The sequence below is a fragment of the Pseudomonas sp. TH31 genome (assembly GCF_016650815.1).
Lineage (GTDB): Bacteria > Pseudomonadota > Gammaproteobacteria > Pseudomonadales > Pseudomonadaceae > Aquipseudomonas.
Genome location: NZ_JAEKEZ010000034.1, coordinates 243,896 through 267,723, shown reverse-complemented (window position 1 = coordinate 267,723; position 23,828 = coordinate 243,896). Strand labels below are relative to the sequence as shown.

Annotated in this window: 23 protein-coding genes, 1 tRNA gene and 5 pseudogenes; 11 read left to right on the top strand and 18 right to left on the bottom strand. The window is 60.4% G+C overall.

The window, feature by feature from the left end; genetic code table 11:
* Positions 1-76: 76 nt before the first annotated feature.
* From JFV26_RS29735 to JFV26_RS29715, 5 genes and pseudogenes are all read right to left on the bottom strand, one after another.
* Positions 77-1,051 carry a 5-oxoprolinase subunit C family protein gene (locus JFV26_RS29735; RefSeq protein WP_201197215.1) on the bottom strand — a complete coding sequence of 325 codons (975 nt, stop codon included), beginning with the start codon at positions 1,049-1,051 and terminating at the stop codon, positions 77-79.
* A complete protein-coding gene (locus JFV26_RS29730) occupies positions 1,048-1,920 on the bottom strand; it encodes a 5-oxoprolinase subunit B family protein (protein ID WP_201197214.1) in 873 nt (290 codons plus the stop codon). Before JFV26_RS29730 ends, JFV26_RS29735 begins: the two co-directional genes overlap by 4 nt.
* A pseudogene (locus tag JFV26_RS29725) lies at positions 1,917-3,289 on the bottom strand (acetyl-CoA carboxylase biotin carboxylase subunit). Before JFV26_RS29725 ends, JFV26_RS29730 begins: the two are co-directional and overlap by 4 nt.
* A 10-nt stretch (positions 3,290-3,299) precedes the next feature.
* Positions 3,300-3,545, bottom strand: a complete 246-nt coding sequence (locus tag JFV26_RS29720; protein WP_201197213.1) for an acetyl-CoA carboxylase — start codon at positions 3,543-3,545, stop codon at positions 3,300-3,302.
* Between the two features lie 93 nt (positions 3,546-3,638).
* On the bottom strand, positions 3,639-4,397 hold the full coding sequence (locus JFV26_RS29715; RefSeq protein WP_201197212.1) for a 5-oxoprolinase subunit PxpA: 759 nt from the start codon (positions 4,395-4,397) through the stop codon (positions 3,639-3,641).
* Positions 4,398-4,540: 143 nt separating this feature from the next.
* On the opposite strand from JFV26_RS29715, the gene JFV26_RS29710 reads away from it, so the two are divergent.
* A complete protein-coding gene (locus JFV26_RS29710) occupies positions 4,541-5,458 on the top strand; it encodes a LysR family transcriptional regulator (RefSeq protein WP_201197211.1) in 918 nt (305 codons plus the stop codon).
* 122 nt (positions 5,459-5,580) lie between these two features.
* Here JFV26_RS29710 and JFV26_RS29705 read toward each other — a convergent pair whose 3' ends face one another.
* Positions 5,581-5,916: a hypothetical protein gene (locus tag JFV26_RS29705; RefSeq protein ID WP_201197210.1), complete on the bottom strand. Its 336-nt coding sequence runs from the start codon at positions 5,914-5,916 to the stop codon at positions 5,581-5,583.
* 159 nt (positions 5,917-6,075) lie between these two features.
* Here JFV26_RS29705 and JFV26_RS29700 point away from each other — a divergent pair, with 159 nt between their 5' ends.
* Positions 6,076-6,327 carry a hypothetical protein gene (locus JFV26_RS29700; RefSeq protein ID WP_201197209.1) on the top strand — a complete coding sequence of 84 codons (252 nt, stop codon included), beginning with the start codon at positions 6,076-6,078 and terminating at the stop codon, positions 6,325-6,327.
* 77 nt (positions 6,328-6,404) lie between these two features.
* Here the strand turns inward: JFV26_RS29700 and JFV26_RS29695 are convergent.
* From JFV26_RS29695 to JFV26_RS29675, 5 genes and pseudogenes are all read right to left on the bottom strand, one after another.
* A tRNA-Gln gene (locus JFV26_RS29695) sits at positions 6,405-6,479 on the bottom strand.
* Positions 6,480-6,667: 188 nt separating this feature from the next.
* Entirely contained in the window at positions 6,668-7,786 is a 1,119-nt protein-coding gene (locus tag JFV26_RS29690; protein ID WP_201197208.1) for an agmatine deiminase family protein, read from the bottom strand.
* Positions 7,787-7,815: 29 nt separating this feature from the next.
* Positions 7,816-8,942: pseudogene (locus JFV26_RS29685) on the bottom strand (extracellular solute-binding protein).
* Complete coding sequence (aguB, locus tag JFV26_RS29680; protein ID WP_201197207.1) at positions 8,914-9,822, bottom strand: N-carbamoylputrescine amidase; 909 nt, start codon at positions 9,820-9,822, stop codon at positions 8,914-8,916. Before aguB ends, JFV26_RS29685 begins: the two are co-directional and overlap by 29 nt.
* A 3-nt stretch (positions 9,823-9,825) precedes the next feature.
* Positions 9,826-10,877, bottom strand: a pseudogene (locus JFV26_RS29675) (agmatine deiminase family protein).
* Positions 10,878-11,013: 136 nt separating this feature from the next.
* Between JFV26_RS29675 and JFV26_RS29670 the strand changes: the two are divergent.
* Genes JFV26_RS29670 through JFV26_RS29655 form a run of 4 tightly spaced genes read left to right on the top strand, consistent with a single transcriptional unit; the run spans position 11,014 to position 13,743 of the window.
* Positions 11,014-11,871 (top strand): LysR substrate-binding domain-containing protein, encoded by an 858-nt coding sequence (locus JFV26_RS29670; RefSeq protein WP_201197206.1) that lies wholly within the window; start codon positions 11,014-11,016, stop codon positions 11,869-11,871.
* Between the two features lie 16 nt (positions 11,872-11,887).
* A complete protein-coding gene (mug, locus tag JFV26_RS29665) occupies positions 11,888-12,415 on the top strand; it encodes a G/U mismatch-specific DNA glycosylase (RefSeq protein ID WP_201197205.1) in 528 nt (175 codons plus the stop codon).
* A 38-nt stretch (positions 12,416-12,453) separates the two neighbouring features.
* On the top strand, positions 12,454-12,924 hold the full coding sequence (locus JFV26_RS29660; protein ID WP_201197204.1) for a hypothetical protein: 471 nt from the start codon (positions 12,454-12,456) through the stop codon (positions 12,922-12,924).
* Between the two features lie 33 nt (positions 12,925-12,957).
* The gene (locus tag JFV26_RS29655; protein WP_201197203.1) at positions 12,958-13,743 is read left to right on the top strand and encodes a nucleotidyltransferase domain-containing protein; all 786 of its coding nucleotides are present in this window, start codon (positions 12,958-12,960) and stop codon (positions 13,741-13,743) included.
* Here the strand turns inward: JFV26_RS29655 and JFV26_RS29650 are convergent.
* Complete coding sequence (locus JFV26_RS29650; RefSeq protein ID WP_201197255.1) at positions 13,734-14,669, bottom strand: Ppx/GppA family phosphatase; 936 nt, start codon at positions 14,667-14,669, stop codon at positions 13,734-13,736. The two genes, JFV26_RS29655 and JFV26_RS29650, sit on opposite strands and share 10 nt — an antisense overlap.
* Before the next feature lie 204 nt (positions 14,670-14,873).
* On the opposite strand from JFV26_RS29650, the gene ppk2 reads away from it, so the two are divergent.
* The gene (ppk2, locus tag JFV26_RS29645; RefSeq protein WP_446739957.1) at positions 14,874-15,767 is read left to right on the top strand and encodes a polyphosphate kinase 2; all 894 of its coding nucleotides are present in this window, start codon (positions 14,874-14,876) and stop codon (positions 15,765-15,767) included.
* Between the two features lie 105 nt (positions 15,768-15,872).
* On the opposite strand, the gene map is transcribed toward ppk2, so the two are convergent.
* Together map and JFV26_RS29635 are read right to left on the bottom strand one after the other, a co-directional pair.
* Entirely contained in the window at positions 15,873-16,661 is a 789-nt protein-coding gene (map, locus tag JFV26_RS29640) for a type I methionyl aminopeptidase (RefSeq protein ID WP_201197254.1), read from the bottom strand.
* An 8-nt stretch (positions 16,662-16,669) separates the two neighbouring features.
* The gene (locus JFV26_RS29635) at positions 16,670-16,936 is read right to left on the bottom strand and encodes a TA system antitoxin ParD family protein (RefSeq protein WP_201197201.1); all 267 of its coding nucleotides are present in this window, start codon (positions 16,934-16,936) and stop codon (positions 16,670-16,672) included.
* Positions 16,937-17,080: 144 nt separating this feature from the next.
* On the opposite strand from JFV26_RS29635, the gene JFV26_RS29630 reads away from it, so the two are divergent.
* Both JFV26_RS29630 and JFV26_RS29625 read left to right on the top strand, forming a co-directional pair.
* The gene (locus JFV26_RS29630; protein ID WP_446739956.1) at positions 17,081-17,227 is read left to right on the top strand and encodes a DUF1737 domain-containing protein; all 147 of its coding nucleotides are present in this window, start codon (positions 17,081-17,083) and stop codon (positions 17,225-17,227) included.
* 71 nt (positions 17,228-17,298) lie between these two features.
* Positions 17,299-17,883, top strand: a complete 585-nt coding sequence (locus JFV26_RS29625) for a chorismate mutase (RefSeq protein WP_201197200.1) — start codon at positions 17,299-17,301, stop codon at positions 17,881-17,883.
* A 193-nt stretch (positions 17,884-18,076) separates the two neighbouring features.
* Here JFV26_RS29625 and JFV26_RS29620 read toward each other — a convergent pair whose 3' ends face one another.
* Both JFV26_RS29620 and ptrR read right to left on the bottom strand, forming a co-directional pair.
* Positions 18,077-18,412, bottom strand: a complete 336-nt coding sequence (locus JFV26_RS29620) for a hypothetical protein (protein ID WP_201197199.1) — start codon at positions 18,410-18,412, stop codon at positions 18,077-18,079.
* Positions 18,413-18,508: 96 nt separating this feature from the next.
* Positions 18,509-19,386, bottom strand: a pseudogene (ptrR, locus tag JFV26_RS29615) (putrescine utilization regulator PtrR).
* A gap of 100 nt (positions 19,387-19,486) precedes the next feature.
* Between ptrR and JFV26_RS29610 the strand changes: the two are divergent.
* Positions 19,487-20,878 (top strand): aldehyde dehydrogenase family protein, encoded by a 1,392-nt coding sequence (locus JFV26_RS29610; protein WP_201197198.1) that lies wholly within the window; start codon positions 19,487-19,489, stop codon positions 20,876-20,878.
* A 53-nt stretch (positions 20,879-20,931) separates the two neighbouring features.
* Here JFV26_RS29610 and JFV26_RS29605 read toward each other — a convergent pair whose 3' ends face one another.
* A complete protein-coding gene (locus JFV26_RS29605; protein WP_201197253.1) occupies positions 20,932-21,843 on the bottom strand; it encodes a bifunctional helix-turn-helix transcriptional regulator/GNAT family N-acetyltransferase in 912 nt (303 codons plus the stop codon).
* Positions 21,844-22,065: 222 nt separating this feature from the next.
* Here JFV26_RS29605 and JFV26_RS29600 point away from each other — a divergent pair, with 222 nt between their 5' ends.
* Positions 22,066-22,371 (top strand): panthothenate synthetase, encoded by a 306-nt coding sequence (locus tag JFV26_RS29600; protein ID WP_201197197.1) that lies wholly within the window; start codon positions 22,066-22,068, stop codon positions 22,369-22,371.
* 7 nt (positions 22,372-22,378) lie between these two features.
* Here the strand turns inward: JFV26_RS29600 and JFV26_RS29595 are convergent.
* Positions 22,379-23,805: pseudogene (locus JFV26_RS29595) on the bottom strand (MFS transporter).
* Positions 23,806-23,828: the final 23 nt, after the last annotated feature.

Sequence of the window (23,828 nt, the reverse complement as noted above, 5' to 3'; positions counted from 1 at the left end):
GCGGGCAGCCGCCACCGCACCGAAGTGCGGCGTTGGCGTACCGTTTGGCATTACCCGCGCGTTGCGGCGGGCAGAATCAGGAAGGGAACAGCTTGCCCAGGCAACTGAGCTTTTTCTTATAGGAACGTCGCGCTTCCAACGCCTCTTCGAGGGTGACCGCCACAAAGCGGGCCTTCTGGTTGGGTTGCATCTGGCCGATCAAGTCGAGGTCGGCGCTGATCACCGTGCCGATCATCGCGTAGCCGCCACCGGATACGGCGTCGCGGTGCAACACGATCGGTTCGAGCCCGGCGGGCACCTGGATCGAGCCGATCGGGTAGCAACTGTCGACGATGTTCGACGGATCGGAACCGGCGCCGAACGGTTGCTCACGGGGCTGAAAACTCAGCGCGCTGCCGCCCTTGAAGCGATAACCGATGCGGTCCGCCTCTGAACCGACCGTCCAGGGTTCGGCGAAAAAGCTCTTCGCTGCGGTCTCGCTCAAGCGGTGGTAGTACAGGCCTGGCACCACTCGCAGGGTGATTTCGCCGCCCAGCGACTGCCGCAACGCCATGGGCAAACTGGCCCCGGAGCGGCTCTTGCCACTGGCGATACCGACGGGCAATTCGTCTCCAGCCATCAGGCGACGCCCTTGAAAACCGCCCAGTGCGCCGAGGGCATAGGTCGAACGACTGCCGAGTACGATCGGCACATCAATCCCACCGGCCACCGCCAGATAGGCACGGGCGCCGGCCTTCGGAAAGTCAAAGCGCAGCACTTGCCCGGCCTTCACCGAGAACGCCGTGTCGTGGTGCATTTCCACGCCATCGACCCGCGGTGTCATGTGCGCGCCGCAGACTGCCACCAGCGCATCCTGCTGAAATTCCAACTCCGGCCCCAGCAGCGTGCATTCAAGTGCTGCGGCACCCGCCGGGTTACCCACCAGTTGATTGGCGGCGCTCAAGGCGTATTGATCGAGCGCTCCGGAGGGTGGAATGCCCAAGTGGTAATAACCTTCGCGGCCCAAGTCCTGTACCGAAGTGGCGAGACCGGGTTTGATGACCTTGATCATGCCAATACCTCCTGCAGCGACTTGGGATAGCCGACGGGGTCGGCCAGAAACGCGTCCAGCGAGAACTCAACCGGCCGAATCCGCAGATCGAAGCGCCCTGCTTCCACTTCGGCCACCGCGTGGTCGTAGGCCTCACGGTCCATCGGTTTGAACTGCACGATGTCACCCGGGCGGAAAAACACCATGTGTTCTTTCAGGTACGCGAGGTTTTGCTGCGGGTCGTAGATCGGGGCCGGCGTAACGCCAAACATCTGATAACCACCGGCACCGCGCACCGAGTAGATACAGCCGAAGCACCCGCCGTGACCCAGGGTCAGTTTCGGCGTGTCAGTGCGTGGTCGCAGGTACTTGGGCACCTGCAACTGCCGCTCGCGCTCGACCATCTGGAACATGAACGGCAGCCCGGCAACGAAGCCGACCATCGAGACAAACCACGGTGCACCACTGTGGGCTGCGATGAACGCGTCGACGTCCGCCAGGCCGTTGATCCGCGCGGCATACTCAAGATCCGTGGCGCTCGGGTCTTGATGACGGTCGCGAAAGCGCATCAGGGTTTCGTGGGTCCAGGGGTCGTTGTAGAGCACCGGAATCTCGATGATCCGCGTCTGCAACGTACGTTCGGCGACTGCCTCGGCCTCGGCGCCTTTCACGGCTTCGAGCAAGGTGTGAGGGGCAATGCGATCCGGGTCAAAACGAATCTGGAACGACGCGTTGGCCAGGCACACATCCAGCACGCCATCCAGCGCCAGACGTTCCACCGCACGGGTGACGGCCATGCCCTTGAAGAACGCGTCAAGGGACATGCTGTCGCTGACTTCGGCAAACAGATGCTCATCGGCGCCAAAGCTGTAGCGGATTGGGTTGCTCATGCCTCACCTCCGCTGCGCCGCTCGGCCAGCCAGGTTTCCAGGGTGCCGGTGTGGAAGTCGGCGCGGTGCAGCCACGGTTGTTCCAGCAGTTCGCCGTGCAGCGCCAAGGTGCTGGCCATGCCGGTGAGCGTGGTTTGCGCCACCGCAACCCGCGCACGGGCCAGGGCTTCGGCGCGATCAGCACCGTGAACGATCAGCTTGGCCAGCAGCGAGTCATAGTACGGCGGCACGCGGTAGCCTTGATACAGATGCGTGTCGACGCGGATGCCCTCGCCTTGCGGCCAGATCAGTTCCTCGACCAGGCCTGGGCTGGGGAAAAATCCCGCGCAGGGTCTTCGGCGTTCAAACGCATTTGCAATGCGGCGCCGTTGAGCTGGATATCACGTTGCTTGAAGCCCAGCGGCTCCCCGCCGGCAATGCGCAACATGGCCTGGACCAGGTCGATCCCGGTGATCAGTTCGCTGACCGGGTGCTCAACCTGAATCCGCGTGTTCATCTCGATAAAGAAGAACTCGCCCGTCACGTCGTCATACAGGTACTCCAAGGTCCCGGCGCCCTTGTAGCCGAGGGATTCGGTCAGGCGCACGGCGCTGGCACAGAGCGTTTCGCGTTGCTGCTGACTGAGTACCGGCGACGGTGCTTCTTCGAAGATTTTCTGCCGGCGACGTTGCAACGAGCACTCGCGTTCGAACAAATGCACCGCGTGCTGACCGTCACCCAACACCTGCACTTCAATGTGCCGGGCCTTGCTGATAAACCGTTCCAGGTACACCGCGCCATTGCCAAAGGCAGCCTGGGCTTCGCGCTGGGAGCGAGGGAATTCTTCTGTCAGTTGCAGGGCGTTTTCCGCCAGTCGAATACCGCGCCCGCCGCCACCGGCCGAGGCTTTGATCAACAGCGGAAAGCCAACGGATTCGGCAGCCTTGAGCGCCGATTCAACGTCGAACAGTTCACCGGGGGAACCCGGCACCACTGGCACGCCGGCCTCTTGCGCGGTGCGCCGGGCCTCGGCCTTATCGCCCATGCGCCGGATCGTCTGCGGACTTGGCCCGACGAAAATAGCGCCAGCCGCAAGGACCGCTTCGGCGAAGTCGGCGTTCTCCGAAAGAAAGCCATAACCGGGGTGCACCGCGTTGGCGCCGGTGGCTTTCAAGGCACAAAGCAATGCCTCGACGTTCAAGTAACTTTTGTCGGCGCGGGCCGGGCCGAGAACGTGCACCTCGTCAGCCATGCGCGCGGCCTGGGAATCGACGTCCGCTTCACTGCACGCGGCAACGGTGGGAATTCCCAGCGCTTTGGCGGCACGAATAATCCGCACGGCAATCTCGCCTCGGTTGGCGATCAGCAATTTATGAATGGCTTGAGTCATGATCGCGCCCTCACTCGTCGTCGAGTGTTGCGACGACCTGACCCGGCTCCACCGGATCGCCGTCTTCCACCAGGAATGCGCCAAGGCGACCGGCCGTCCCGGCGGTCAGTTCGGAAAACTGCTTCATGACCTCGATCAGGCCAATCACCGTGTCGGCACTGACCTGCGCGCCCACCTCGACGAAGTTCGCCGACTCGGGGGTGGCTTTGCGGTAGAAGGTCCCCGGTAACGGAGTAATTACAGTGTGTTCGGCCATGTCTGTTCCTCTTGGAATAGTTGTAGAAAGGCAGGCAAAAATGAATCGGTGTGCAAACCCTGGCGTCTGTGTACCAGGTGTTTTCGTGTGGCATCAGCGCGGTGCGCGCACCTTGATCCCGGCGCCATCGAGCGCATGACGCGTGGCCTCGACCAACGCCAGGGCGCCGGGTGTATCGCTGTGCAAACAGATCGAATCGAATTCAATCGCCAGGTCCTGGCCCTCGACCGTGCGTACCACGCCCTGCTGACAGGCGCGCAGTACTCGCGCGGCGACCTGGGCCGGATCGTAAGCGCGCACATTGCGGGTGAAGACGATGGAACCGCCGAGGTCGTACTCGCGGTCGGCATAAAACTCGCGGATCACTGGCTGGCCGAGTTCTTTGGCGACTCGCCAGATCACAGAATCGGGCATGCAATACAGCAACAACCCGGGCTCCAGGCGCTGGAGGTTTTCCACCAGCAAACGGGCGGCCTCCTCGTCACGGGCCAGGTGCATATAGAGCGCGCCATGGGGTTTGATGTGTTGCAGGGCCACGCCTTGAACCCGGGCGAGTTCACGCAGGGCACCCAACTGATACAGCATGTCGTCGACCAGCTCCTGGGCCGGGGCATTGATGTGCCGACGGCCGAAACCGACCAGGTCGCGAAACCCCGGATGTGCGCCAATGGCCACGCCCAGGCGCTTGGCCTGTTCAATGGTACGGCGCATGGTGCCGGGGTCTCCGGCATGAAAACCGGTGGCGATATTGGCTGAGCTGATGAAGCCCATCAGCTCATTGTCGACGCCATCGCCGATGGTCCATGGGCCGAAGCCTTCGCCCATGTCCGAGTTGAAATCTACTGCCTGCATGACGCTTGCTCCTGACGCTTGTGACTTCATGCAAGCCAAGTTAGATTCCTGCTTACCCCTTGGGAAGATCTATTATCAGATAGGCCATCTTCTGAAAAACAGATAGCTTCTAAAGAACAGATAGCTCGTCGTCCGGAGTGTTCATGTCACTGACCCTGCGCCAAGTCCGCTATTTCGTCGCCACCGCCGAGATCGGGCAAATCTCTCAAGCAGCGATTCATCTGAATATTTCCCAGTCCGCGGTAACCACGGCGATCAAGGAACTGGAAGGCATGCTCGGCACGCTGCTGTTCCAGCGCTCGGCCCAGGGCATGAGCCTGACCGATGCCGGGCGGCACTTTCTGAATCGGGCGTACGTGATTTTGCGCAGCGTCGATGACGCGTTGAACAGCCCGTTGCCGGATATCCGTGCCAGCGGCCTGCTGCGATTGGCGGCGAGTTACACGGTGATCGGCTACTTCCTGCCGCACCATTTGCAACGGCTGGAACACTGGCACCCGGACGTGGCCATCGAAGTCCATGAACAAGAGCGGACCGCCATCGAGCAAGGCCTGCTGGAGGGTCGATTCGACATGGCGGTGGTGCTCACCGCCAACCTCACCCACCCGGACATCGTCTCGGAAATTCTCTTCAACTCCGAACGCCGGTTATGGCTGCCCAGCCATCATCCGCTGTGCGAACGCTCGGCGGTCAGCCTCGCCGACGTGGCAAAGGAACCCTACATCCTGCTGACCGTCGACGAAGCCGAACAAAGCGCCATGCGTTATTGGGAACATGCACACCAGCAGCCAAACGTGCGGGTGCGCACCAGCTCAGTCGAAGCGGTGCGCAGCATGGTCGCCAATGGTAGCGGCGTGGCGATCCTCTCGGACCTGGTGCACCGCCCCTGGTCACTGGAAGGCAAACGCATTGAAACCATGACCATCACCGATAAGGTGACGCCGATGAGCGTCGGGCTGGCATGGCATCGCGAGCGGAAATTCAGCCCGGCGATGCAGGCGTTTCGTAACTACTTCCACGATGCGTTCCTGGCGCCGCAGCAGTTGTCTGCGCGGCGTTAAAAGCGCAATGCTCCGAGATACAAAATCCCCACACAAAAAAACCCCGCGGCCATAGGGGACACGGGGCAAAAAATTGGTTGGTTGCGGCCAACCAAAGGAGCTTCGGTAAAAACGCTAATCTGTTACAGGCATTCCTGCGCGGCACGCTCGAAACTGGACGGTATGAAGTTCGACCCCAGCAAGTGGCGCTCATACAAAAACACCTTGCCGCCGTTCGGGGCCTTGTAGGCTTCGAGCACGTTATCCGCAGCGACTTTGCTCGGCACCACGATCCGATAGCTGCGCTGGGTTTGCGAGACCGTCGGGGCCATTGCGCTGCCTTGTAACTTCGGCACCACGCAATCAGCGTACTGGGCAGGCGTTTTATGGGTCTGCAGGGTCAGCGTCGGGTTGTTAGGCGCGGAGGCGCAGCCGGCCAGCAGCAAAGGCACAACAGCCAGTTGGGTCAATCTCTTCATCGCGCAAAGTCCTTGAGCAGCGTCTTCAATGGCGGCGATTTTCGATGATTGCCCGGCGAAGCAGAACTTGCGTTTCTTGATTGTCACTATTACTTGAACCGATAGTTGCACCGCGTGCAGACTGCTGGACAGCCCGACTCCAACTAAAAGGAATTCTCCGTGCGAACGTTTGACCTGATCCGCGATGCCGTCCTGCCAGAATTCCGTGACCGGGTGGCTGATTACCTGATCGAGTACGAAACCGTGTTGCGCGAAAACGCGCCCGATTCGGAGCTGGTGCGCAATACAGCCCATCAGTTGCGCGGCTATTTGCGCGGTTTGAACACCACACGGGTGTTGGGGATGGCGGATTGGGAGGAGCTGGATCGGCGCGTGGTCGGGACGTGGCTGGAGCAACACACAGGGCTGTGAGCCGGACCGACGATGCAAAAAAAGGGGGCTGATCTATTTTCCGTCCAGAAAATAAATCAGTCCCCTTTTCAGGAATATGGCAGGGGCGGCTGGATTTGAACCAACGCATGGCAGGATCAAAACCTGCTGCCTTACCGCTTGGCGACGCCCCTGTAGGTGTTGCGATGAGTGCCTGGCACTCTCTTGCTGATTCTGCAGCGTGTGACACCACGCCCTGTTAGGGGCTCTGCAAGAATGCGCGGAAATTTACCAACTTTTGCGCCATCTGGAAAGCCCCTTTACAAAATAATTTTGTTTTAAAACAGCCAGTTAACTTTAGTCGAGCGCTGCACTCCCCTGATCAAGCCATCGGCTGATGACTGGTCACGCAGTGAATACCGCCGCCGCCAGCGGAAATCGCATCAATATTGAGCTGCACCACCTTGCGGTCCGGGTAGAGTTCGGACAACAGGCTAAACGCCCTGGCATCCGCCGCCCGATCACCAAACTCGGGCGCAATGACTGCGCCATTGATTACGAAGTAGTTGATGTAGCCGGCCGCAAAGTCCGGGTTGTTCTTGCTGAACTTGTTCTGGCGCGGGTTGAGCGGTGGCGACACGCTGTGCACCTGTAGCTTGCGGCCATCGGCATCCGTGGCGTTTTTGAGGATCTCCAGATGCGCACGGGTGACCTTGTAATCGTATGACGCCGGATCGTTGTCGAGGTTGGCGATGACCACACCTGGCTTGATGAAACGCGCATAGAAATCGACGTGAGCGTCGGTGATGTCCTTGCCTTTGATGCCCGGCAGCCAGATGATTTTGCGCAAGCCCAAACGATCTTTCAGCGCCTGCTCGACTTCGGCCTTGCTCCATTCGGGGTTGCGATTGCTGTTGATCCAGCTGCTTTCGGTCATGATCCCGGTGCCGTGACCATCGACTTCGATAGCACCGCCCTCGCCCACCAACTCGCTGCGCAGGTAATCGGCCTGCGCGTTGCCCGCCACCAACGCGGCCAACTTCGCATCCTTGCCATGCTGCTGTTTGTTGCCCCAACCGTTGAAGTTGAAGTCCACCGCGCCCAGCTCGCCCTTCTCGTCGATGACAAAATTGGCGCCGATGTCGCGCATCCAGATGTCGTCGAGCTCGGTGGTGACGTAGGTGATGTTGGTCGTGCCACAGTGTTCTTCTGCCAGATCCCGCTCGCGCTGGCGACAGAATACGGTGACCGGCTCATAGCGGGCGATGGAGCTGGCGATCCGGCCAAGGGCGGCTTGCACGTCCGGGGTGAAGTCCTCCCAGATCGCATCCTGCGCGCCAAAGGAGATGAACGCCCGCTGATGCTTTTCGCCCTCGTCCGGCATGAGCCAGACACCTGCGGTAGCCGCTTGCGCGTACAAAGGCGTCAGGCCCATGGACATTGCGGCGCCCACACTGGCGGCGACCGTTACCTGTTTGATGAACTCACGACGCGTCGACATGGGTTGATCCCTCAATGGTTTTTCCGAAGTCATTTCGCGGTGTCTGTCTTGAATTTGGTCCAGGTGCGCATGCGTGCGCGCATATCGGCCTGGGGGATGTCCTTGCCAGGAATCAGCCGTGCGTAAGTGGCTTCGTCGAGGTAAATATCCGGGTTGTTACGCATCGCGGCATCGACGCTCGGACGGGCCTTGGCATTGGAAGTCGGGTAGCCGGTGAAGTTACTGATCGCGGCCATGTTCTCCGGGCGCATGACGAAGTTGATGAACGCATAGGCGTATTCCGGGTGTTTGGCGTCGACCGGGATTGCCATGGTGTCCATCCACACTGTGGTCCCTTCCCGGGAATGCGGTACTGGAACGAGGTCTTCTTGCCGGCGCTGTCCGAGGTGCGTTGGGCCTGGGTCATATCACCGCTGTAACCAAGCGACACGCACAGGTTGCCGTTCACCAGGTCAGTCACCGGTTGCGACTGGAACTTGCGAATGTACGGTCGAAGCTTCATCAGCAACTCACTTGCCGCTGCCAGGTCTTCAGGCCTGGCACTGCGCGGGTCGCGACCAAGGTAGTTGAGCACCACCGCCAGCACTTCATCGGGTGAGTCGATCATCGAGATCCCGCAATCGGCAAATTTGGCCGCCAGCTCCGGTTTGAACAGTATATCCAGGCTGTTGACCGGCGCATTCGGCACCCGCTGTTTGACTTGCTGGTCATTGTAGGTCAGGCCGATGGTGCCCCAGGTGTACGGGACCGTGGCCTGGTTAGAATGCACATAGTGGGTTCGCAACTTCTGCAAACCGGGTTCGATGTCATCCCGCGCAGTGATTTTTGACGGGTCCAGCGGCAGCAGGCTGCCGGCGCGCATCAAGCGCTCGGCCACGGTGTCGCCCGGGAAGATCAGGTCGTAACCGCTGCCGCCGGCGAGCATCTTGGCTTCCAGGGTTTCGCTGCCGTCCATCACGTCGTAGATCACTTTGATCCCGGTTTCGGCGGTGAATCTGCTCAGCGTATCCTCGGCAAAATAGTCGGCCCAGTTATACAGCCGGAGGGCTTTTTCTTCGGCGTGCAGCGAGGGCACGACGCAATAAAGAGCCAGGGCGCCGGTCAACAGTTGGTTGGAAATGCGCATATCAAACCCCTTGAGTGGTCCAGCGTGCATTGATGTGGCGACCGTCCTGACTCAACAGCGCTCCGTACATCTCCGGGCGGCGGTCGCGGTAGATACCCCAGCTCAGGCGCTCTTCGCGCATGGCGGCCAGGTCCAGGCTGTGCACCAGCACGCCGGTGCTGTCACGGTCGGCCTCGGCGAGCAATTTGCCTTTGTGATTGCAGATGAAGGACGAACCGTAGAAAGCCATTTGCAGGGTCGGATCGGTGGTTGCGGCTTCCCGACCGACGCGATTGGCCGCCACCACCGGCAGGATGTTGGCCGCCGCATGCCCACGCATGGTCATCTGCCAATGGTCCCGCGAATCCAGGGTTGCGCAGCCCGGTTCAGAGCCGATGGCGGTGGGAAACAGCAAGACTTCGGCGCCCATCAACGCCAGGCAACGCGCAGTTTCGGGGAACCACTGATCCCAGCAGATCCCCACACCGATGCGTCCGAACGCCGTGTCCCAAACCCGGAAACCGGTATCGCCGGGGCTGAAATATTCCTTCTCCTGATAACCGATGGCGTTGGGGATATGGGTCTTGCGGTACACGCCCAGCAGGCGCCCGTCGGCATCGGCCACGCTCAAGGAATTGAAGTAGGCGTTGCCGGCCTTTTCGAACCAGCTCAGCGGCAGCACCACGCCCAACTCTTTGGCCAATGCGGCGAAGCGTTTGAGCACGCGGCTGTCTCGATATTCTTCGGCCAGCGCCAGGTGCTTGTGGTTTTGCTCGATGCAGAAATACGGCGTGGCAAACAGCTCTTGCAGCAGGATGACCTGGGCGCCCTTCGCCGCCGCCTCACGCACCCATTGCTCGGCCTGATCAAGGTTGTGTTGCAAGTCCCAGGTGCAGGGCATCTGGGTGGTGGCAATCGTCAACAAGGTCATGGCTCAACCCTCCACTGGCCAGGCCGGCTGCTGCTGGGTGATGCAGTGCACCCCGCCGCCGCCATGGGCCAGGTGATTGATCCGCACCGGCACCACGTCGCGGCCCGGAAGGCCTGAGCCAGCACTTCGGCCGCCGCGTTGTCGGCATCAATGCCATAGGCCGGCATGATGATCGCGCCGTTGGCGATGTAGAAATTGGTGTACGAGGCGCAGAACACTTCGGCCTCGGTGTCCACGGCGTCGGTGGCTTCATACAACTCGATCAGTTCGAATTTTCGGCCTTGGGCATCGGTGGCGAGTTCCAGCGCACGACGATTTTCCCGGGCGACTTCGGCATACACCGAATGCTTGTCGTGGGTGGCGTCCACCAGCAACACGCCAGGGCGGGCGAAAGCGCAGACGCCATCGACGTGGCCGTCGGTCATGTCGCCGGTCACGTAGTCCGGATCGCCCGGCAGCCAGATGGTTTTCTTCACGCCCAGCAGACGGGAGAAGATCTCCTCCATTTCCGCTTTGCCGGTGTCCGGGTTGCGATTGGCGTTGAGCAACACCGATTCAGTGGTGATCAGCGTGCCTTCGCCGTCAACATGTATGGCCCCGCCTTCGTTACTTAACGGTGTGCCAAAGCACGGCACGCCCAGGTGATTGAGTGCACGGCGGGCCAAACCTTCATCGAGGTCGTGCGCCGACTTGCCACCCCACGCGTTGAAGCGCCAGCTCACCCCGGCCAGGCCTTGCTGCGGGTGGCAGACGAAGCTCGGGCCGGAGTCGCGACTCCAACTGTCGTTCACCGCCAATTCGATCAATTCGATATTGGCGCCGCACAGCGCTTTGGCACTGGCGGCAGCCGACGGGTCGACGACCATTTTCACCGGTTCGAAACGCGCAATGGCGTTGGCCACCCGGGCGAAATCCTCTTGCACCAGCGGCAAGGTAACGCCCCAACTCGATTCCCAAAGGGTTTTGTTATGAGGCCAGACCATCCAGGTCGCGGAGTGCCTGGCCCACTCTGCCGGCATCACCCAACCGCTGTTTTGAATTTGATTCTGCTGCATGATAAAAAGCCCTTTGAGTTAAGCCATTGTGTTCAATTAAAACTGCCTTGATCGGCCTGGCATGCATGCTACGGTGGGTAAAACAGGCAAACAAACGATGGATTTTGTAGAAAAATGATTAGAGGAACTTATCGATATGCTCAAGCACTGGCCCCCGCTCAGCACCCTTCGCGGCTTTGAAGCGGCCGCCCGACTGGGCAGTTTTCACAAGGCTGCCACCGAGCTGAACCTGACCCAATCGGCGATCAGTCAGCAGATCCGCAGCCTTGAGGCGTACCTTGAACAACCGTTGTTTTTCCGCAGCGGGCGCAGCGTCAGCCTGACCGATGCCGGTCACGATTTGCTCAGCACCACCCAGGCGTTGTTGCAGCAACTGGCCGTTGGTATTCGCCGTCTCGGGCAGTACCAGAAACCCAATCAACTGGTGCTCAACACCACGCCGGCGTTTGCTCGTCACTGGCTGCTGCCACGCCTGGGGGATTTTCGCCGTCAGCATCCAGAGGTCGATCTGTGGATTTACAGCACCGATGAAGTCCCGGACATGGCCACCCAGACCATCGACCTCGCGGTGCGCGATGACATCAGCTCCCAAGCCGAGTGCAGCTTCAAGGTGCTGCACGCCGACCGCCTGTACCCGGTGTGTCACCCGAGCGTGTTGGCGCTGCCAAGGGAACAGCGCGCGACCCTGCACGGTGAGCGGGAGATGGACTGGAGTCATTGGGCGGTGGAGGCTGGCATCGATGTTGGCCAGCACGATCAGGGGCTGAACTTCTCCGATCCCGGCCTGCTGCTGGATGCCGCGTGCGCCGGGCTCGGTATCGCCCTGGTCAGTGAACTGCTGAGTCGTCAGTCCCGGGCCAACGGCTTGTTGCAACCCCTGGTGGAGCAAACCATTCGCGGCCCGAGCTGGGCCGTGCTGACTCACCGTGACAGTGAAAACAACGCGCGAAGTTTCAGCGAGTGGTTGTTACGTAATCTGGAAGCAGCAATCTGAGGTTGAGAGGATTGATATGGCAGACGAAAGACTGGAAGACATTCTGACCGAACACCTGGCCGTGATTTTTTGCGGGATTAATCCGGGAATGGCTGCCGCCGCCCAGGGGCATCACTTTGCGGGCCGCGGCAATCGCTTCTGGCGCACGCTGCATCTCGCCGGGTTTACGCCTGCGCAGGTGCTCCCGGAAAACGATCGGACAATCTTGCAGTACCAATGCGGATTAACCGCAGTGGTTGACCGGCCGACGGCGCGTGCGGATCAGTTGTCCTTGCAAGAGTTCACTGCTGCCGCTGCGGATTTTGAACAAAAAATCACGCGCTATGCCCCGCGCTTCGTGGCCTTTCTCGGCAAAGCGGCCTACTGCGCGTTATCCGGCCAGCGAGACATTGCCTGGGGACTTCAACCAAAGACTTTCGGCAATGCCTCGGTGTGGATCCTGCCCAATCCGAGTGGGCGAAATCTGGCGTTCACCCTTGATCAACTGGTGGGTGCGTACCGCCAGCTCTATTTAGCCGCGCTAAACGAAGCGAGAGTCCGGTAGCATTACCTCCAAGGATCAATCCCCTCCAAGGAGCTTCAATGCTGTTCACCCAACGCTCGACCCACGCCCCGTTTCTGCTGTGCCTGGCGATCTTCTTCACGTTCTGGCTGGTCCAGCTCAACGCATTCAACATCATCGTCTGGAGCTACAACTTCTGCCATTTACTGTACGGCTTCTGCGCGGCGTTGCTGTTGGGTTATGTGACTATCCCCTCGAGGTTTTTCAAGCGCTCCCTGCGAGACAATGTTCATGCGCTGAAAGCAGGCATCCCGTGGAGTCCCTGGGGTAGTTTGATCATTGTGCTGTTCTCGGCGTACAACGAGATGTACGTCGATCCACGGGAAAACGGCATCCCGTTCTCCTCTGCGTATCAAAACTTTGTCGCGGACATGCTTGGCTTCGGTCTTTGCCTGTTGCTCAGTCACTTTACCTTCCGCGATCGCCAGGGCAGCACGCGGACAGACTATGCAGTGGACACCGATAGAGGTTCTATCAGCTCTGCGCGCTGATGGCCGATGCGAAGCTCAATCAAGGACGATTTCATGCAGGCCTCCCCTCATTGCGGCGTCGACTCAAACGGCTTCATCCTTGCCACTCCCAACGGGCCGATTCAATCCGGGTATGAAGACCTCGTTCGGGACGTCTGCGCCACACTGGTCGCTCAAGCGCAGCCGTTACTGGACGGCATTTATTTGTACGGGAGTGTCGCGAGAGGTGACGCCGTATCGGGTATGTCCGACCTTGACGTGACCCTGGTACTTCGCGGTCCAGCCTCCTCGGCGGACCAGGAACGCATAGAAGCCATACGCCAGGCGCTGGCCGCTCGACATTCGGAAGTGGTGAAGATCGACTTTGACATCGGCCATCGTACCGAGGTGCTGGCGCAGGAGAGTCTGCTCAGTTGGGGTTACTGGCTCAAGCACCATTGCCGCTGCGTCTGGGGTAATGATCTGAGCGAACGCTTTGCATCATTCAAACCCTCTCGGGCCATCGCCCTGGCGGTAAATGGCGACTTCGAAGCGGTGCTGAACCGATATGCCGAGCGTATCGAGCGCGAAACCGACCCCGATGAGCGATCGCGATTACAACGAGAGGCGTCGCGCAAGCTGATCCGTTCAACCGGCATCCTTCGATCGGATCAGGACTTGTTTTGGCCGCAAACACTGGATGAGCACACTGAACTGTTTGTGAAACATTACCCCTCGATGGCTGCGCAGATTGAATTCTTTCTGTCTCTGGCAACAACATCAACCGCACCGGCCAACGAGTTTGCAGCACAGCTGCGGGTCTTTGTCAGATGGATGGGCGCTGCCGTTGATCAGTGCTGATTCATCAACCCATGCAGCACACCAAACCGTAAACCCGGCTCGGACGGCGTCATGTGCGAGATGCCAAACACCTTGAACGCCGCCAGCATGACCACCAGGCCACCGGGCAAAATGCTCAGTCGATGAGTTTGCAGCCCGGCCAGTTTGAGCTGTTTGACGTGCCCCACTTCGAGCAGTCGCAACGACAGCCGCAACAGTCCGCCGTAGGTGATGCCGCTTTGGCCATCGTCGTTCAAGCCGTTGGCCTTGAGCACTTTGGCCAGCATTCGCGCGGTGCCGGATGAGCCGATGGTCTGCTGCCACCCCTGCGCCCGATAACGCCGGGCGACTTTTTCAAACTGCAGCGAGGCCACGCGCTCGGCCTCAAGCAGCGCTTGAGCGGTGATGCAACCACCATGAAAGTAACGCGAACCGAAAGTGCCGCTGCCGATGGCAATGCTCTCGGTAATCAGCGGCTGAGTGCCTCGACCCAGGATCAATTCGGTCGACCCGCCGCCGATGTCCACCACCAGCCGCTGACTTTCCGAACCCGGCAACGTGTGGGCGACACCGGCGTACACCAGATGGGCTTCTTCATGCCCGGAGATGACGTCAATCCGAAACCCCAGGTGGCGCTCGGCGCTGGCCAGGAACAGTTGCGCATTGTCGGCTTCGCGGACCGCACTGGTGGCCACCGCCCGCACTCGGCACGACTCGAAGCCACGCAGCTTTTTGCCAAATCGTGCCAGCGCCTGCCAGCCCCGATCCAGCGCCAACTCGTCCAGCGCCCCACCCTGAAACCCCTCAGCCAGACGCACCGGCTCACGCAGGGTTTTCACTTCCTGGATCACCCGTTGCTGGTTCCGCATGACCGACTGGCCAATCATCATGCGAAACGCATTGGACCCCAGGTCAATGGCTGCAAACAGAGAGGCGTCGCCTTTCATGGTGGGGATTCCTGGCAGTTTCATCAGCCCGCCTTCAAGACGGTTTGCGAAGAGCTTGCCATGGCTTAGGTGACACGAAGATGACACCGCCCTCCCGCGCACAAACCTTTGATCGTCACCAGTTCGTCATACCTGCGGGAATACCATCGTCAGCGCCACCTTCCACGGGAGCCTCCGACCATGCTTGCAAACAACGACACCCTGATGCACCGGATCCATCGCGAGCTGATCGATCACAATGACGAAGAGCTGGAGCTGGAACTGCTGGAGGACGGACACGACCTCGATGCGCTGTTCGACGGTCACGTCAATGACGGCAGTGAGAAGGAAGAGAGACGGCGCTATTTCAGCGAACTGTTCCGCCTGCAAGGCGAACTGGTGAAGCTGCAAAGCTGGGTGGTCAAGACCGGCGCCAAAGTGGTAATTCTGTTCGAAGGGCGCGATGCCGCCGGCAAGGGTGGCGTGATCAAACGCATCACCCAGCGGCTCAATCCGCGAGTCTGCCGCGTCGCCGCCCTGCCCGCACCCAATGACCGCGAACAAACCCAGTGGTACTTCCAGCGATATGTTTCGCACCTGCCGGCAGCGGGTGAAATCGTCCTGTTCGACCGCAGTTGGTACAACCGCGCCGGGGTCGAGCAAGTCATGGGATTTTGCAACGCCGACCAATATGAAGAGTTCTTCCGCACCGTGCCGGAGTTCGAACGGATGCTCGCCCGCTCGGGTATTCAGTTGATCAAATACTGGTTCTCGATTTCCGACCAGGAACAGCATCTGCGCTTTCTCAGCCGCATTCATGACCCGCTCAAGCAATGGAAACTCAGCCCCATGGACCTGGAGTCCCGTCGGCGCTGGGAGGCCTACACCAAGGCCAAGGAAATCATGCTCGAACGCACCCACATCGCCGAAGCGCCGTGGTGGGTGGTACAAGCCGATGACAAAAAGAAAGCGCGCCTCAACTGCATCAATCACCTGCTCGGGCAAATGCCCTATGAAGAGGTGGAACACGCAGTGATCGAGTTGCCGCAGCGCGTGCGTCAGGAAGATTATTCCCGCAGCCCGACGCCACCGGAACTGATCGTGCCGCCGATCTACTGATCGTCATCATTGTGTAACGTTGCAAGGCCAATACTCAGGCCATACACAGCGCGTGCTGTTTTTTTATTGCTGCCTTAACCGGCGGCATTTTTTTTGCCTGATGCTTTATGGCGCAGGATATTCCTCGACCTGATCAGGCCAGGACGTCAACACCTCAAAACCGTCATCGGTGACCGCCACCATGTGCTCCCACTGCGCCGAAAGCGAAAGATCCTTGGTGACCACTGTCCAGGCATCGGCCAGGGTTTTCACATGGCGTTTACCGGCGTTGAGCATCGGCTCGATGGTGAAGATCATCCCGGTTTTGAGTACCAGGCCCTGACCCGGAAAGCCGTAATGCAGGACTTGCGGTTCATCGTGATAGATCTTGCCGATGCCATGCCCGCAGTACTCGCGCACCACGCTGTAGCCGTCGCGCTCGGCAACGCTTTGAATCGCGTGGCCAATGTCGCCCAGGGTTGCGCCGGGGCGTACCAGCCGGATGCCGGCGCACATCGCTTCATAGGTCGTCTGCACCAGGCGACGCGCCTCGGGGCTTGGTTCGCCGACGAAGTACATGCGGCTGGTGTCGCCGAACCAACCGTCCTTGACCACTGCAATATCGATGTTGATGATGTCGCCGTCGTTCAGGATCCTGGACGACGGAATGCCATGACAGACCACCTCGTTGACCGAGGCGCAGACCGTTTTCGGAAAGCCGTGATAGCCGACATTGCCGGGAATGGCTTTCTGTACGTTGACGATATAGTCGTGGCAGAGCCGGTCGAGTTCGTCGGTGGTGACCCCGGCCTTGACGTGGGGCGTGATCATCGCCAGCACCTCGGCCGCCAACTTGCCCGCCACGCCGGACTGGGCGATTTGTTCCCGGCTGTTGATCACGACGCTGGCCTTCATTGCCCGACTCATTGTTCAGCTCCTTGTGCGACGTGAACCTGGGTGACTTGGGAACCTTCGGCGAGAGCGCACACCTGTTGCAAATCAAGGCCACCAACCTTTTCGGCGCGAATCAGCAAGCGGCAGATGTCGCTGTGGTCCAGATCGGGGAGCAATTCCGCGAGCATCCCGATGCGCATCCAGTGCTCGGCCTGGGCATTGATCGAGCGACTCAGCGCATTGCTGGCGACGCGCAAGTTCTCGTGCATGGCTTCTGAAATTTTTACGATTCCCACAACAACACCCGATATGAAATGCATATGAAACGTATACTACTTGAAAATCCAGAGACCTGCCAAGGGCGGGATTTTTCGTGTCAGCGGGTGCTAAATTGATGCGCCCCGGCATTGCGATTGATTAAACCCTGAGGATATCGGCTTATGACCTTACCGCCTGACGGCCTGCCCGTTTACCGGCTACTGACGGGCCGCGATGACGCCGCCTTCTGCCATCGCGTCAGCGAAGCCTTGAACATGGGCTACGTGTTGCATGGCTCCCCGCCGCCACGTTCAATGGCGAACATGTGATCGTCGCGCAAGCCATTACCTGGCCTGCAAGCGTTGCCTTGTCCCAGTAACTCGCGAAAGAGGTTTTGCCTATGTTCACCCCGTTACGCCTGCCGCAACGTTTGCTCGGTTGCGCCGCACTTGTCTGGTTCGTCGCCAACGCACAGGCCGCCACGCCTTCCCCGGCACCCGAAGCCTTGAAACCCTTGCTGGTGACCCTGAATGAACGCCTGAACATTGCCGACCTGGTGGCGCTGACCAAGTGGGACAGCGGCAAACCGATCCAGGACAGTGCCCGGGAAGCGCAAGTCATCGCCAACGCCAAGGCGCTGGCCACGGAGCGCCAACTCGACCCGCAAGCCGTCGGCCAATTGCTCGCCGCGCAAATCGAAGCCAACAAACTGGTGCAATACGGATTGCTGGCCAAATGGCGCGCCGCCGGCAAGGCGCCCGACACGCCACGCCCGGACCTCGCCAACCAAATCCGCCCCCGCCTGGATGAGTTGCAGAACCGCCTGTTGCAGCAATACGCCGACTTCCTGCCCTTCAGCAAAGACCCGCATTGCGCAAACTGGCTGACAAAGGCCCGCGCCAACCTGCCCCAGGATCGCCTGCATGAACTGGCACTGATCCGCGCCACCGGGGAGCTGTGCACGGCGGATCAGCCGCCTGCCTGAAGACTGTTGTTTGATTTTGCGACGAAGGTAAAAACCTTCAGGTCATCCCAGTTCACGTTCAAACAGACCCAAAATGGAAAATCGATCCGTCCCGATGACGGTACGCGCGGACAAACTCCAGAAACTGAAAAGCCCGGCTAAACCGGGCTTTTGCGCGTTTCAGGGCGGCTCGCCAGACGGCGAAGCATAGCGCTTACTGAACGTTTTTCAACTTGACCACGTCACCGGAAACCTTGGTGGTGTAACCGGTCAGGACCCAGGCCCAGAACCAGTTTTCCTGCACTTGGGTGTTGATCATCGCGTCGCCGCCCTTGGCCTGGATCGCCGCGTCTTGAGCGCGAACAAAACGGCTGTTCTGCTTGATCGGGATGACGCCAAACAGCAACAGGCCCGTGGCGCTTGCTTCACTGTGGCCCAGAACGGTGTACTGGCTGCTGTCGTAGTGCTGGGTTTTCATCGGGGCGCCGGTGCAACCCGCCAGAATCAGACCGAACAGGACGACGGCAACCACTTTACTGAGGTAATTCACGGTGTAACTCCATTAGAAAACGCCCGGGATCCAGCTCTCGGGCGGCGCATACTCTAGCGGAGGTAGTGGCCAATTGGTATTACTTATTGGCGACGTTCAGATTTCTTCATGTACGACGCCCCGCTCTTCCAGCAAACGCACAAACATGGTCAGGCTTTGCGACACCGTGCCCCGGCGCCACACCAGCCAGGTGCGCAAGTAACGGAACGATTCCGACAGCGGCCAGATGCTCACCGTAGTACAGCCGGGCATGCTTTCCAGCATGCTGCGGGGCATCAGCGCCAGGCCGGCACCGGCGCTGACGCAGGCAAGCATGCCGTGATAGGACTCCATTTCGAAAATCTTGCCGGGCACCGACGCGTCCTTGCTGAACCAGCTCTCGAAGTGGTGTCGGTACGAGCAATTGGAGCGGAAGGCATAAATGTTCTCGCCGTTGACGTCCGGGCACGCTGGATCGGGGCGTGGTTGAGCGGTGCGATCACCACCATCTCCTCCTCGAACGCCGGCACGCCTTCCAGTGCCGGGTGCAGCACCGGGCCGTCGACGAACGCGGCGGCCAATCGGCCGGAGAGCACGCCGTCGATCATGGTGCCGGAAGGCCCGGTAGACAGGTCCAGTTCGACCTTGGCGTACTTCTGGTTATAGGCGGCCAACAACTCGGGAATCCGCACTGCCGCCGTGCTTTCCAGCGAACCCAATGGGAAAGACCCTTGCGGCTCTTCGCCAGCCACGGTAGCCCGGGCCTCCTGGACCAGATCGAGAATGCGCCGGGCGTAATCAAGAAAACTCCAACCGGCCGGCGACAGGCGCAAACGGCTTTTCTCGCGGATAAACAGGTCGACGCCCAGATCCTGCTCCAGTTGCTTGATCCGCGTTGTCAGGTTCGACGGCACCCGGTGGATGTGCTGAGCGGCCACACTGATGCTGCCGTGTTCGGCAACCGCTTTGAAAATCTCGAGCTGGACCAGATCCAAGTCATTCTCCAAACGTGAACGATATGCTCAGTATTATTCAGTTTCCAGAAAACAACCACCCCCGTAACCTGAGCGCATACCCACCCAGAAGGACGGTGCCATGACCCAGGTTTCCAGTCTCACCCATGCCATTTCGATCAACCCCGCCAATGGCGAGCCGATCGGCCACTACCCGTTCGAATCCGCAGAGGCTCTGGACGCCGCCCTCGCCCGGGCCGCCGCCGGGTTTGCTGTCTGGCGTCGGACGCCAGTAGAGCAGCGCGCACAATCGCTGGTCGCCCTGGCCCAGGCACTGCGCGACGATGCGCCAAAACTGGCGCGCATGATCACCCTGGAAATGGGCAAGCCCGTCACCCAGGCCCGCGGTGAAATCGAAAAGTGCGCGCAACTTTGCGAGTGGTACGCCGCACACGGCCCCGCCATGCTGAACGCCGAGCCAACGCTGGTTGAAGGTGGCAAGGCTCGCATTGAATACCGCCCGCTGGGCCCGATTCTCGCCGTGATGCCGTGGAACTTCCCGATCTGGCAGGTACTGCGCGGTGCGGTTCCGGCGTTGATCGCCGGCAACACCTACGTCCTCAAGCACGCGCCAAACGTGATGGGCTGCGCCTATCTGCTGCGCGATGCGATCCAGCGCGCCGGTTTCGTCGACGGTGTGTTTGAAGTGATTAACGTCACGCCGGACGGCGTTTCCACAGCGATCACCGACCCACGCATCGCCGCCGTGACCCTCACCGGCAGCGTGCGAGCCGGTATCGCCATCGGCGCTCAGGCCGGTGCTGCGCTGAAGAAATGCGTGCTGGAACTCGGCGGCTCCGATCCGTTCATTGTGCTCAACGATGCCGACCTCGACGACGCTGTCAAAGCGGCGGTGATTGGCCGTTACCAGAACACCGGGCAAGTCTGCGCGGCGGCCAAGCGCTTGATCGTCGAGCAAGGCGTTGTCGAGGAATTCACCCGCAAGTTTGTCGAAGCGACTCGCCAGCTCGTGGTCGGTGATCCGTTGTCCAGCGAGACCTACATCGGCCCGATGGCGCGTTTTGATCTGCGTGACGAACTGGACCAACAGGTCCGCGACACACTGGAAGAAGGCGCGACGCTGTTGCTTGGCGGCAAGCAGGCTGAAGGCCCCGGCAACTACTATGAGCCGACCGTGTTCAGCAACGTGACCGACCAGATGACTTCGTTCAAACAGGAACTGTTTGGCCCGGTCGCGTCGATCATTACCGCTCGCGATGCCGCCCATGCCTTGGCGCTGGCCAATGACAGTGAGTTCGGGCTGGCGTCAACGATCTACACCCGCAATCTCGAACTGGCCAGGCAGATGGCCGATGAGCTTGAAACCGGCGGGGTATTTATCAATGGCTACTGCGCCAGCGACCCACGTGTCACTTTTGGCGGTGTAAAGAGAAGCGGATTTGGCCGTGAGCTGTCGCACTTTGGTGTTCGCGAATTCTGCAACGCACAGACGGTGTGGCTGGATCGCCGCTGAGTAACAACGCATGAAAAAGCCCGGGAGCGTTGGGCTCCCGGGCTTTTGCGTGTTCACGCTGAAATATTGACCGGCCCTGGCCGAACAAACCATTGGCCGATAATCCGTCCACCCCAGTGCTCCCCTTCTTGCTCCTGCTCCAACGTGAAACCCACGTCTTCATACAGTTTGCGCGCCGCATCCAGGCCTTTGAACGTCCACAGTCGCGTTGCCCGAAAGCCGCATTCGTCGCAGAACTTCATCGCTTCAGCCAGCAAGCGTTTGCCGGCACCTTTGCCCCGCGCGCGGTCATCCAGAATGAAACAACGCAGCACCGCGTCGCCACCCTCGCCTTCGCCGTCAATGGCAATCGAACCGACGATGCGCTCGCCGTCCAGCGCGACCCACACCTCGTTGCGCGGGTTGTGCAGGCGGCCCATCAGTTCGGCCATGTCGGAGGCCACCAGGCTTTCGAACGGCTGACCGAAGCTCGCGTGTTTGGCGTAATAGCAGGCATGCATTTCCACCATGCGCCCGATGATGCCGGGGCGGTAGCCTCGTGCAATGTCCAACGGTGCCGGGGGCGTTGGCCCTGTACCGAGTCGCTCGGTGTGCAGCGCTGCGGCATAGTGGCCGAGGCCTTCGCTCACTGTCCGTTGTTGCGCCTCGGTCAAGTGAGCCATGGCTGCGCCGACCCGCCGGGTGGCGAACGCATCCACCGCGCACACCGTCTGTCGGCCCTGCGCAGTCAGCTGCAGTTTTTTCGAGCGTGCATCCTGCTCATTCGGCACTTCTTCGATCTCGCCCGCCTCGATGAGTTTGCGCACCATACGGCTGACGCTGGATTTTTCCAGGCCCAGCAGCGCCACCAGTTCCACGGCCGTCAGCGAATCGCGGCGACCCAGCTCCACGAGGGTGTGCACGGAGGACGGCGGATAGTCCGTCGCCGCCAGCGTGGCCTGCATGAACCCCAGTTCGCGCACCATCAGACGCGACGCCGAGCGAACGTGGTTAATCAAATGGGGGCGGTCACGGCGTGCACCTCGCAGAAAATGATCATTTAGTTGTATCGCACAACAAACTGATCGTCAATCCAGGCGCTACCGTCCGTAACCCGGCCCGAGGCTGCCACAATGCTTGGCTATTCTTAACCCACACTGGAGCAGAGATCCTGATAGGGAGCAGCCACTTCAACCGAGCATCAAACAATGAAAATGCTACTGACGGTCGAGTTCCCCCACGAACCTTTCAACACGCTGGTCCGAGCCGGCAAAGTCGGCGAAATCATGGAGCGGGTGCTGGAAAGCATCAAACCCGAGACGGCTTACTTCACGGAGCAGGATGGCAGGCGCGGCGGGATTTTCCTGATCGACATGCAGGACGCTTCCGATATCCCGCGTTTTGCCGAACCGTTTTTCCTCAACTTCCAGGCCAACTGCAAATTCCGCATCGCCATGAGCCCGCAGGATCTTCAAAAATCCGGTCTGGATGAGCTCGGCAAAGTCTGGGGCTGAGGCACGATCAGGACGCCGTGGCCACACCCCTGCGGTCACGGCTTGCCAAAGCGATGGCGAGCGCTACGACGAGCAGCACGGCGGCTACTGCAAACGTAATGCGCATACCGGTGGCGACGGCTTCGGGGACCGTCGTCGCCAGGTCCGTCGCCGCTGAAGCGAGGGCAAACACCGCGCCGATCACGGAGGCGCCGGTGATCAGCCCGAGATTGCGTGACAGGCTGAGCAGGCCGGACATCACCCCCGCTGCTGCGAAGGCAGGTCCAGCATCACGCTCGTGTTGTTGGCTGCCTGGAACAACTGATAACCCGGGGTCAAGATGACGATGGCCGCAACGTACCCCGCCAGGCCGAACACGGCCGGGAGAACGGAAAGCGCCACGCAACCCGCCGCCATCATGATCAGCCCGACGATGACGATGATCGGCGCAGCGAAACGGTCAACCACACGCCCCGCCGGAAAACCGCTGAGGGCCGAGATGACCGGGCCGATCGACATCACCCCACCGACGACGGCCAGGTTGAGCCCCAAGCCACGAGACAGGTAGAACGGCCCGACCACCAGCGTCGCCATCATCACCGTCGAAACAAACAGGTTCATGGCGAGACTGCCGCACAGCGAAACATCACGGAACATCGCCAAACGAATCAGCGGCGATGGCACCCTCGCCTCGACGAAAACGAAGAGCCCGCCAGCGAAGACCGCCGCCAGTAGCAACGCCACGTTGAATGCACCGAAACTGCCGCGGCCCAGGGTCATGGCGAGTGCATAGGCCGCGAGCGTCAGCGCCAGCAACAGCGTGCCCAGAGGATCGAAACCGTAACCCGCGGTCTTCGGCTGCCGCCGATCAGCCGGCAGATAAAGGTACGCGAGCACGAACGTCAGGATCCCCAGCGGCACGTTGATCAGGAAAATCGCCTGCCAACCGAATCCGCCGATCAGCACACCGCCCAGGGATGGACCGAGCGCGGTGCCAATGGCCGACATCGTCCCGAGCAGTCCCATGGCGCTGCCGGTCCTGGCCTTCGGCACCGTCTCACCGATAAACGCCATGGTCAGCGCCATCATGATCGCTGCGCCCAGGCCCTGTACCGCCCGGGCGGCAATCAACAGCGAGAGCTTCGGTGCCAGGCCGCACAAGGCCGAAGCCAGGGTAAACACAACGATGCCGACCAGCAGCAACCGACGACGGCCGATGAGGTCACCGAGCCGTCCGACGCTGACAATCAACGTGGTAATGGCCAGTAGATAGGCGAGGACGATCCACTGCACGGCTTGAAAGGACGCGCCGAACGCCAGGGCCAGGGCCGGCAAGCCGACATTGGCGATGCTGGTGCCGAGGGACGACAGCAACATCGACAACGACAGGCTGGCGAGCACCCGGCGAACCGATGGCGTCCACTGCGCGGCGATGGTCTGATTGGGACTGATCATGGGGTGAGCTCCTTGTCTGGCAG

Coding starts and splice junctions, on each gene's coding strand:
- JFV26_RS29735 (WP_201197215.1), bottom strand. CDS start 1,051: ATGATCAAGGTCATCAAACCCGGTCTCGCCACTTCGGTACAGGACTTG.
- JFV26_RS29730 (WP_201197214.1), bottom strand. CDS start 1,920: ATGAGCAACCCAATCCGCTACAGCTTTGGCGCCGATGAGCATCTGTTT.
- JFV26_RS29720 (WP_201197213.1), bottom strand. CDS start 3,545: ATGGCCGAACACACTGTAATTACTCCGTTACCGGGGACCTTCTACCGC.
- JFV26_RS29715 (WP_201197212.1), bottom strand. CDS start 4,397: ATGCAGGCAGTAGATTTCAACTCGGACATGGGCGAAGGCTTCGGCCCA.
- JFV26_RS29710 (WP_201197211.1), top strand. CDS start 4,541: ATGTCACTGACCCTGCGCCAAGTCCGCTATTTCGTCGCCACCGCCGAG.
- JFV26_RS29705 (WP_201197210.1), bottom strand. CDS start 5,916: ATGAAGAGATTGACCCAACTGGCTGTTGTGCCTTTGCTGCTGGCCGGC.
- JFV26_RS29690 (WP_201197208.1), bottom strand. CDS start 7,786: ATGTCGACGCGTCGTGAGTTCATCAAACAGGTAACGGTCGCCGCCAGT.
- aguB (WP_201197207.1), bottom strand. CDS start 9,822: ATGACCTTGTTGACGATTGCCACCACCCAGATGCCCTGCACCTGGGAC.
- JFV26_RS29670 (WP_201197206.1), top strand. CDS start 11,014: ATGCTCAAGCACTGGCCCCCGCTCAGCACCCTTCGCGGCTTTGAAGCG.
- mug (WP_201197205.1), top strand. CDS start 11,888: ATGGCAGACGAAAGACTGGAAGACATTCTGACCGAACACCTGGCCGTG.
- JFV26_RS29660 (WP_201197204.1), top strand. CDS start 12,454: ATGCTGTTCACCCAACGCTCGACCCACGCCCCGTTTCTGCTGTGCCTG.
- JFV26_RS29655 (WP_201197203.1), top strand. CDS start 12,958: ATGCAGGCCTCCCCTCATTGCGGCGTCGACTCAAACGGCTTCATCCTT.
- JFV26_RS29650 (WP_201197255.1), bottom strand. CDS start 14,669: ATGAAAGGCGACGCCTCTCTGTTTGCAGCCATTGACCTGGGGTCCAAT.
- ppk2 (WP_446739957.1), top strand. CDS start 14,874: ATGCACCGGATCCATCGCGAGCTGATCGATCACAATGACGAAGAGCTG.
- map (WP_201197254.1), bottom strand. CDS start 16,661: ATGAAGGCCAGCGTCGTGATCAACAGCCGGGAACAAATCGCCCAGTCC.
- JFV26_RS29630 (WP_446739956.1), top strand. CDS start 17,081: ATGACCTTACCGCCTGACGGCCTGCCCGTTTACCGGCTACTGACGGGC.
- JFV26_RS29625 (WP_201197200.1), top strand. CDS start 17,299: ATGTTCACCCCGTTACGCCTGCCGCAACGTTTGCTCGGTTGCGCCGCA.
- JFV26_RS29610 (WP_201197198.1), top strand. CDS start 19,487: ATGACCCAGGTTTCCAGTCTCACCCATGCCATTTCGATCAACCCCGCC.
- JFV26_RS29605 (WP_201197253.1), bottom strand. CDS start 21,843: ATGGTGCGCGAACTGGGGTTCATGCAGGCCACGCTGGCGGCGACGGAC.
- JFV26_RS29600 (WP_201197197.1), top strand. CDS start 22,066: ATGAAAATGCTACTGACGGTCGAGTTCCCCCACGAACCTTTCAACACG.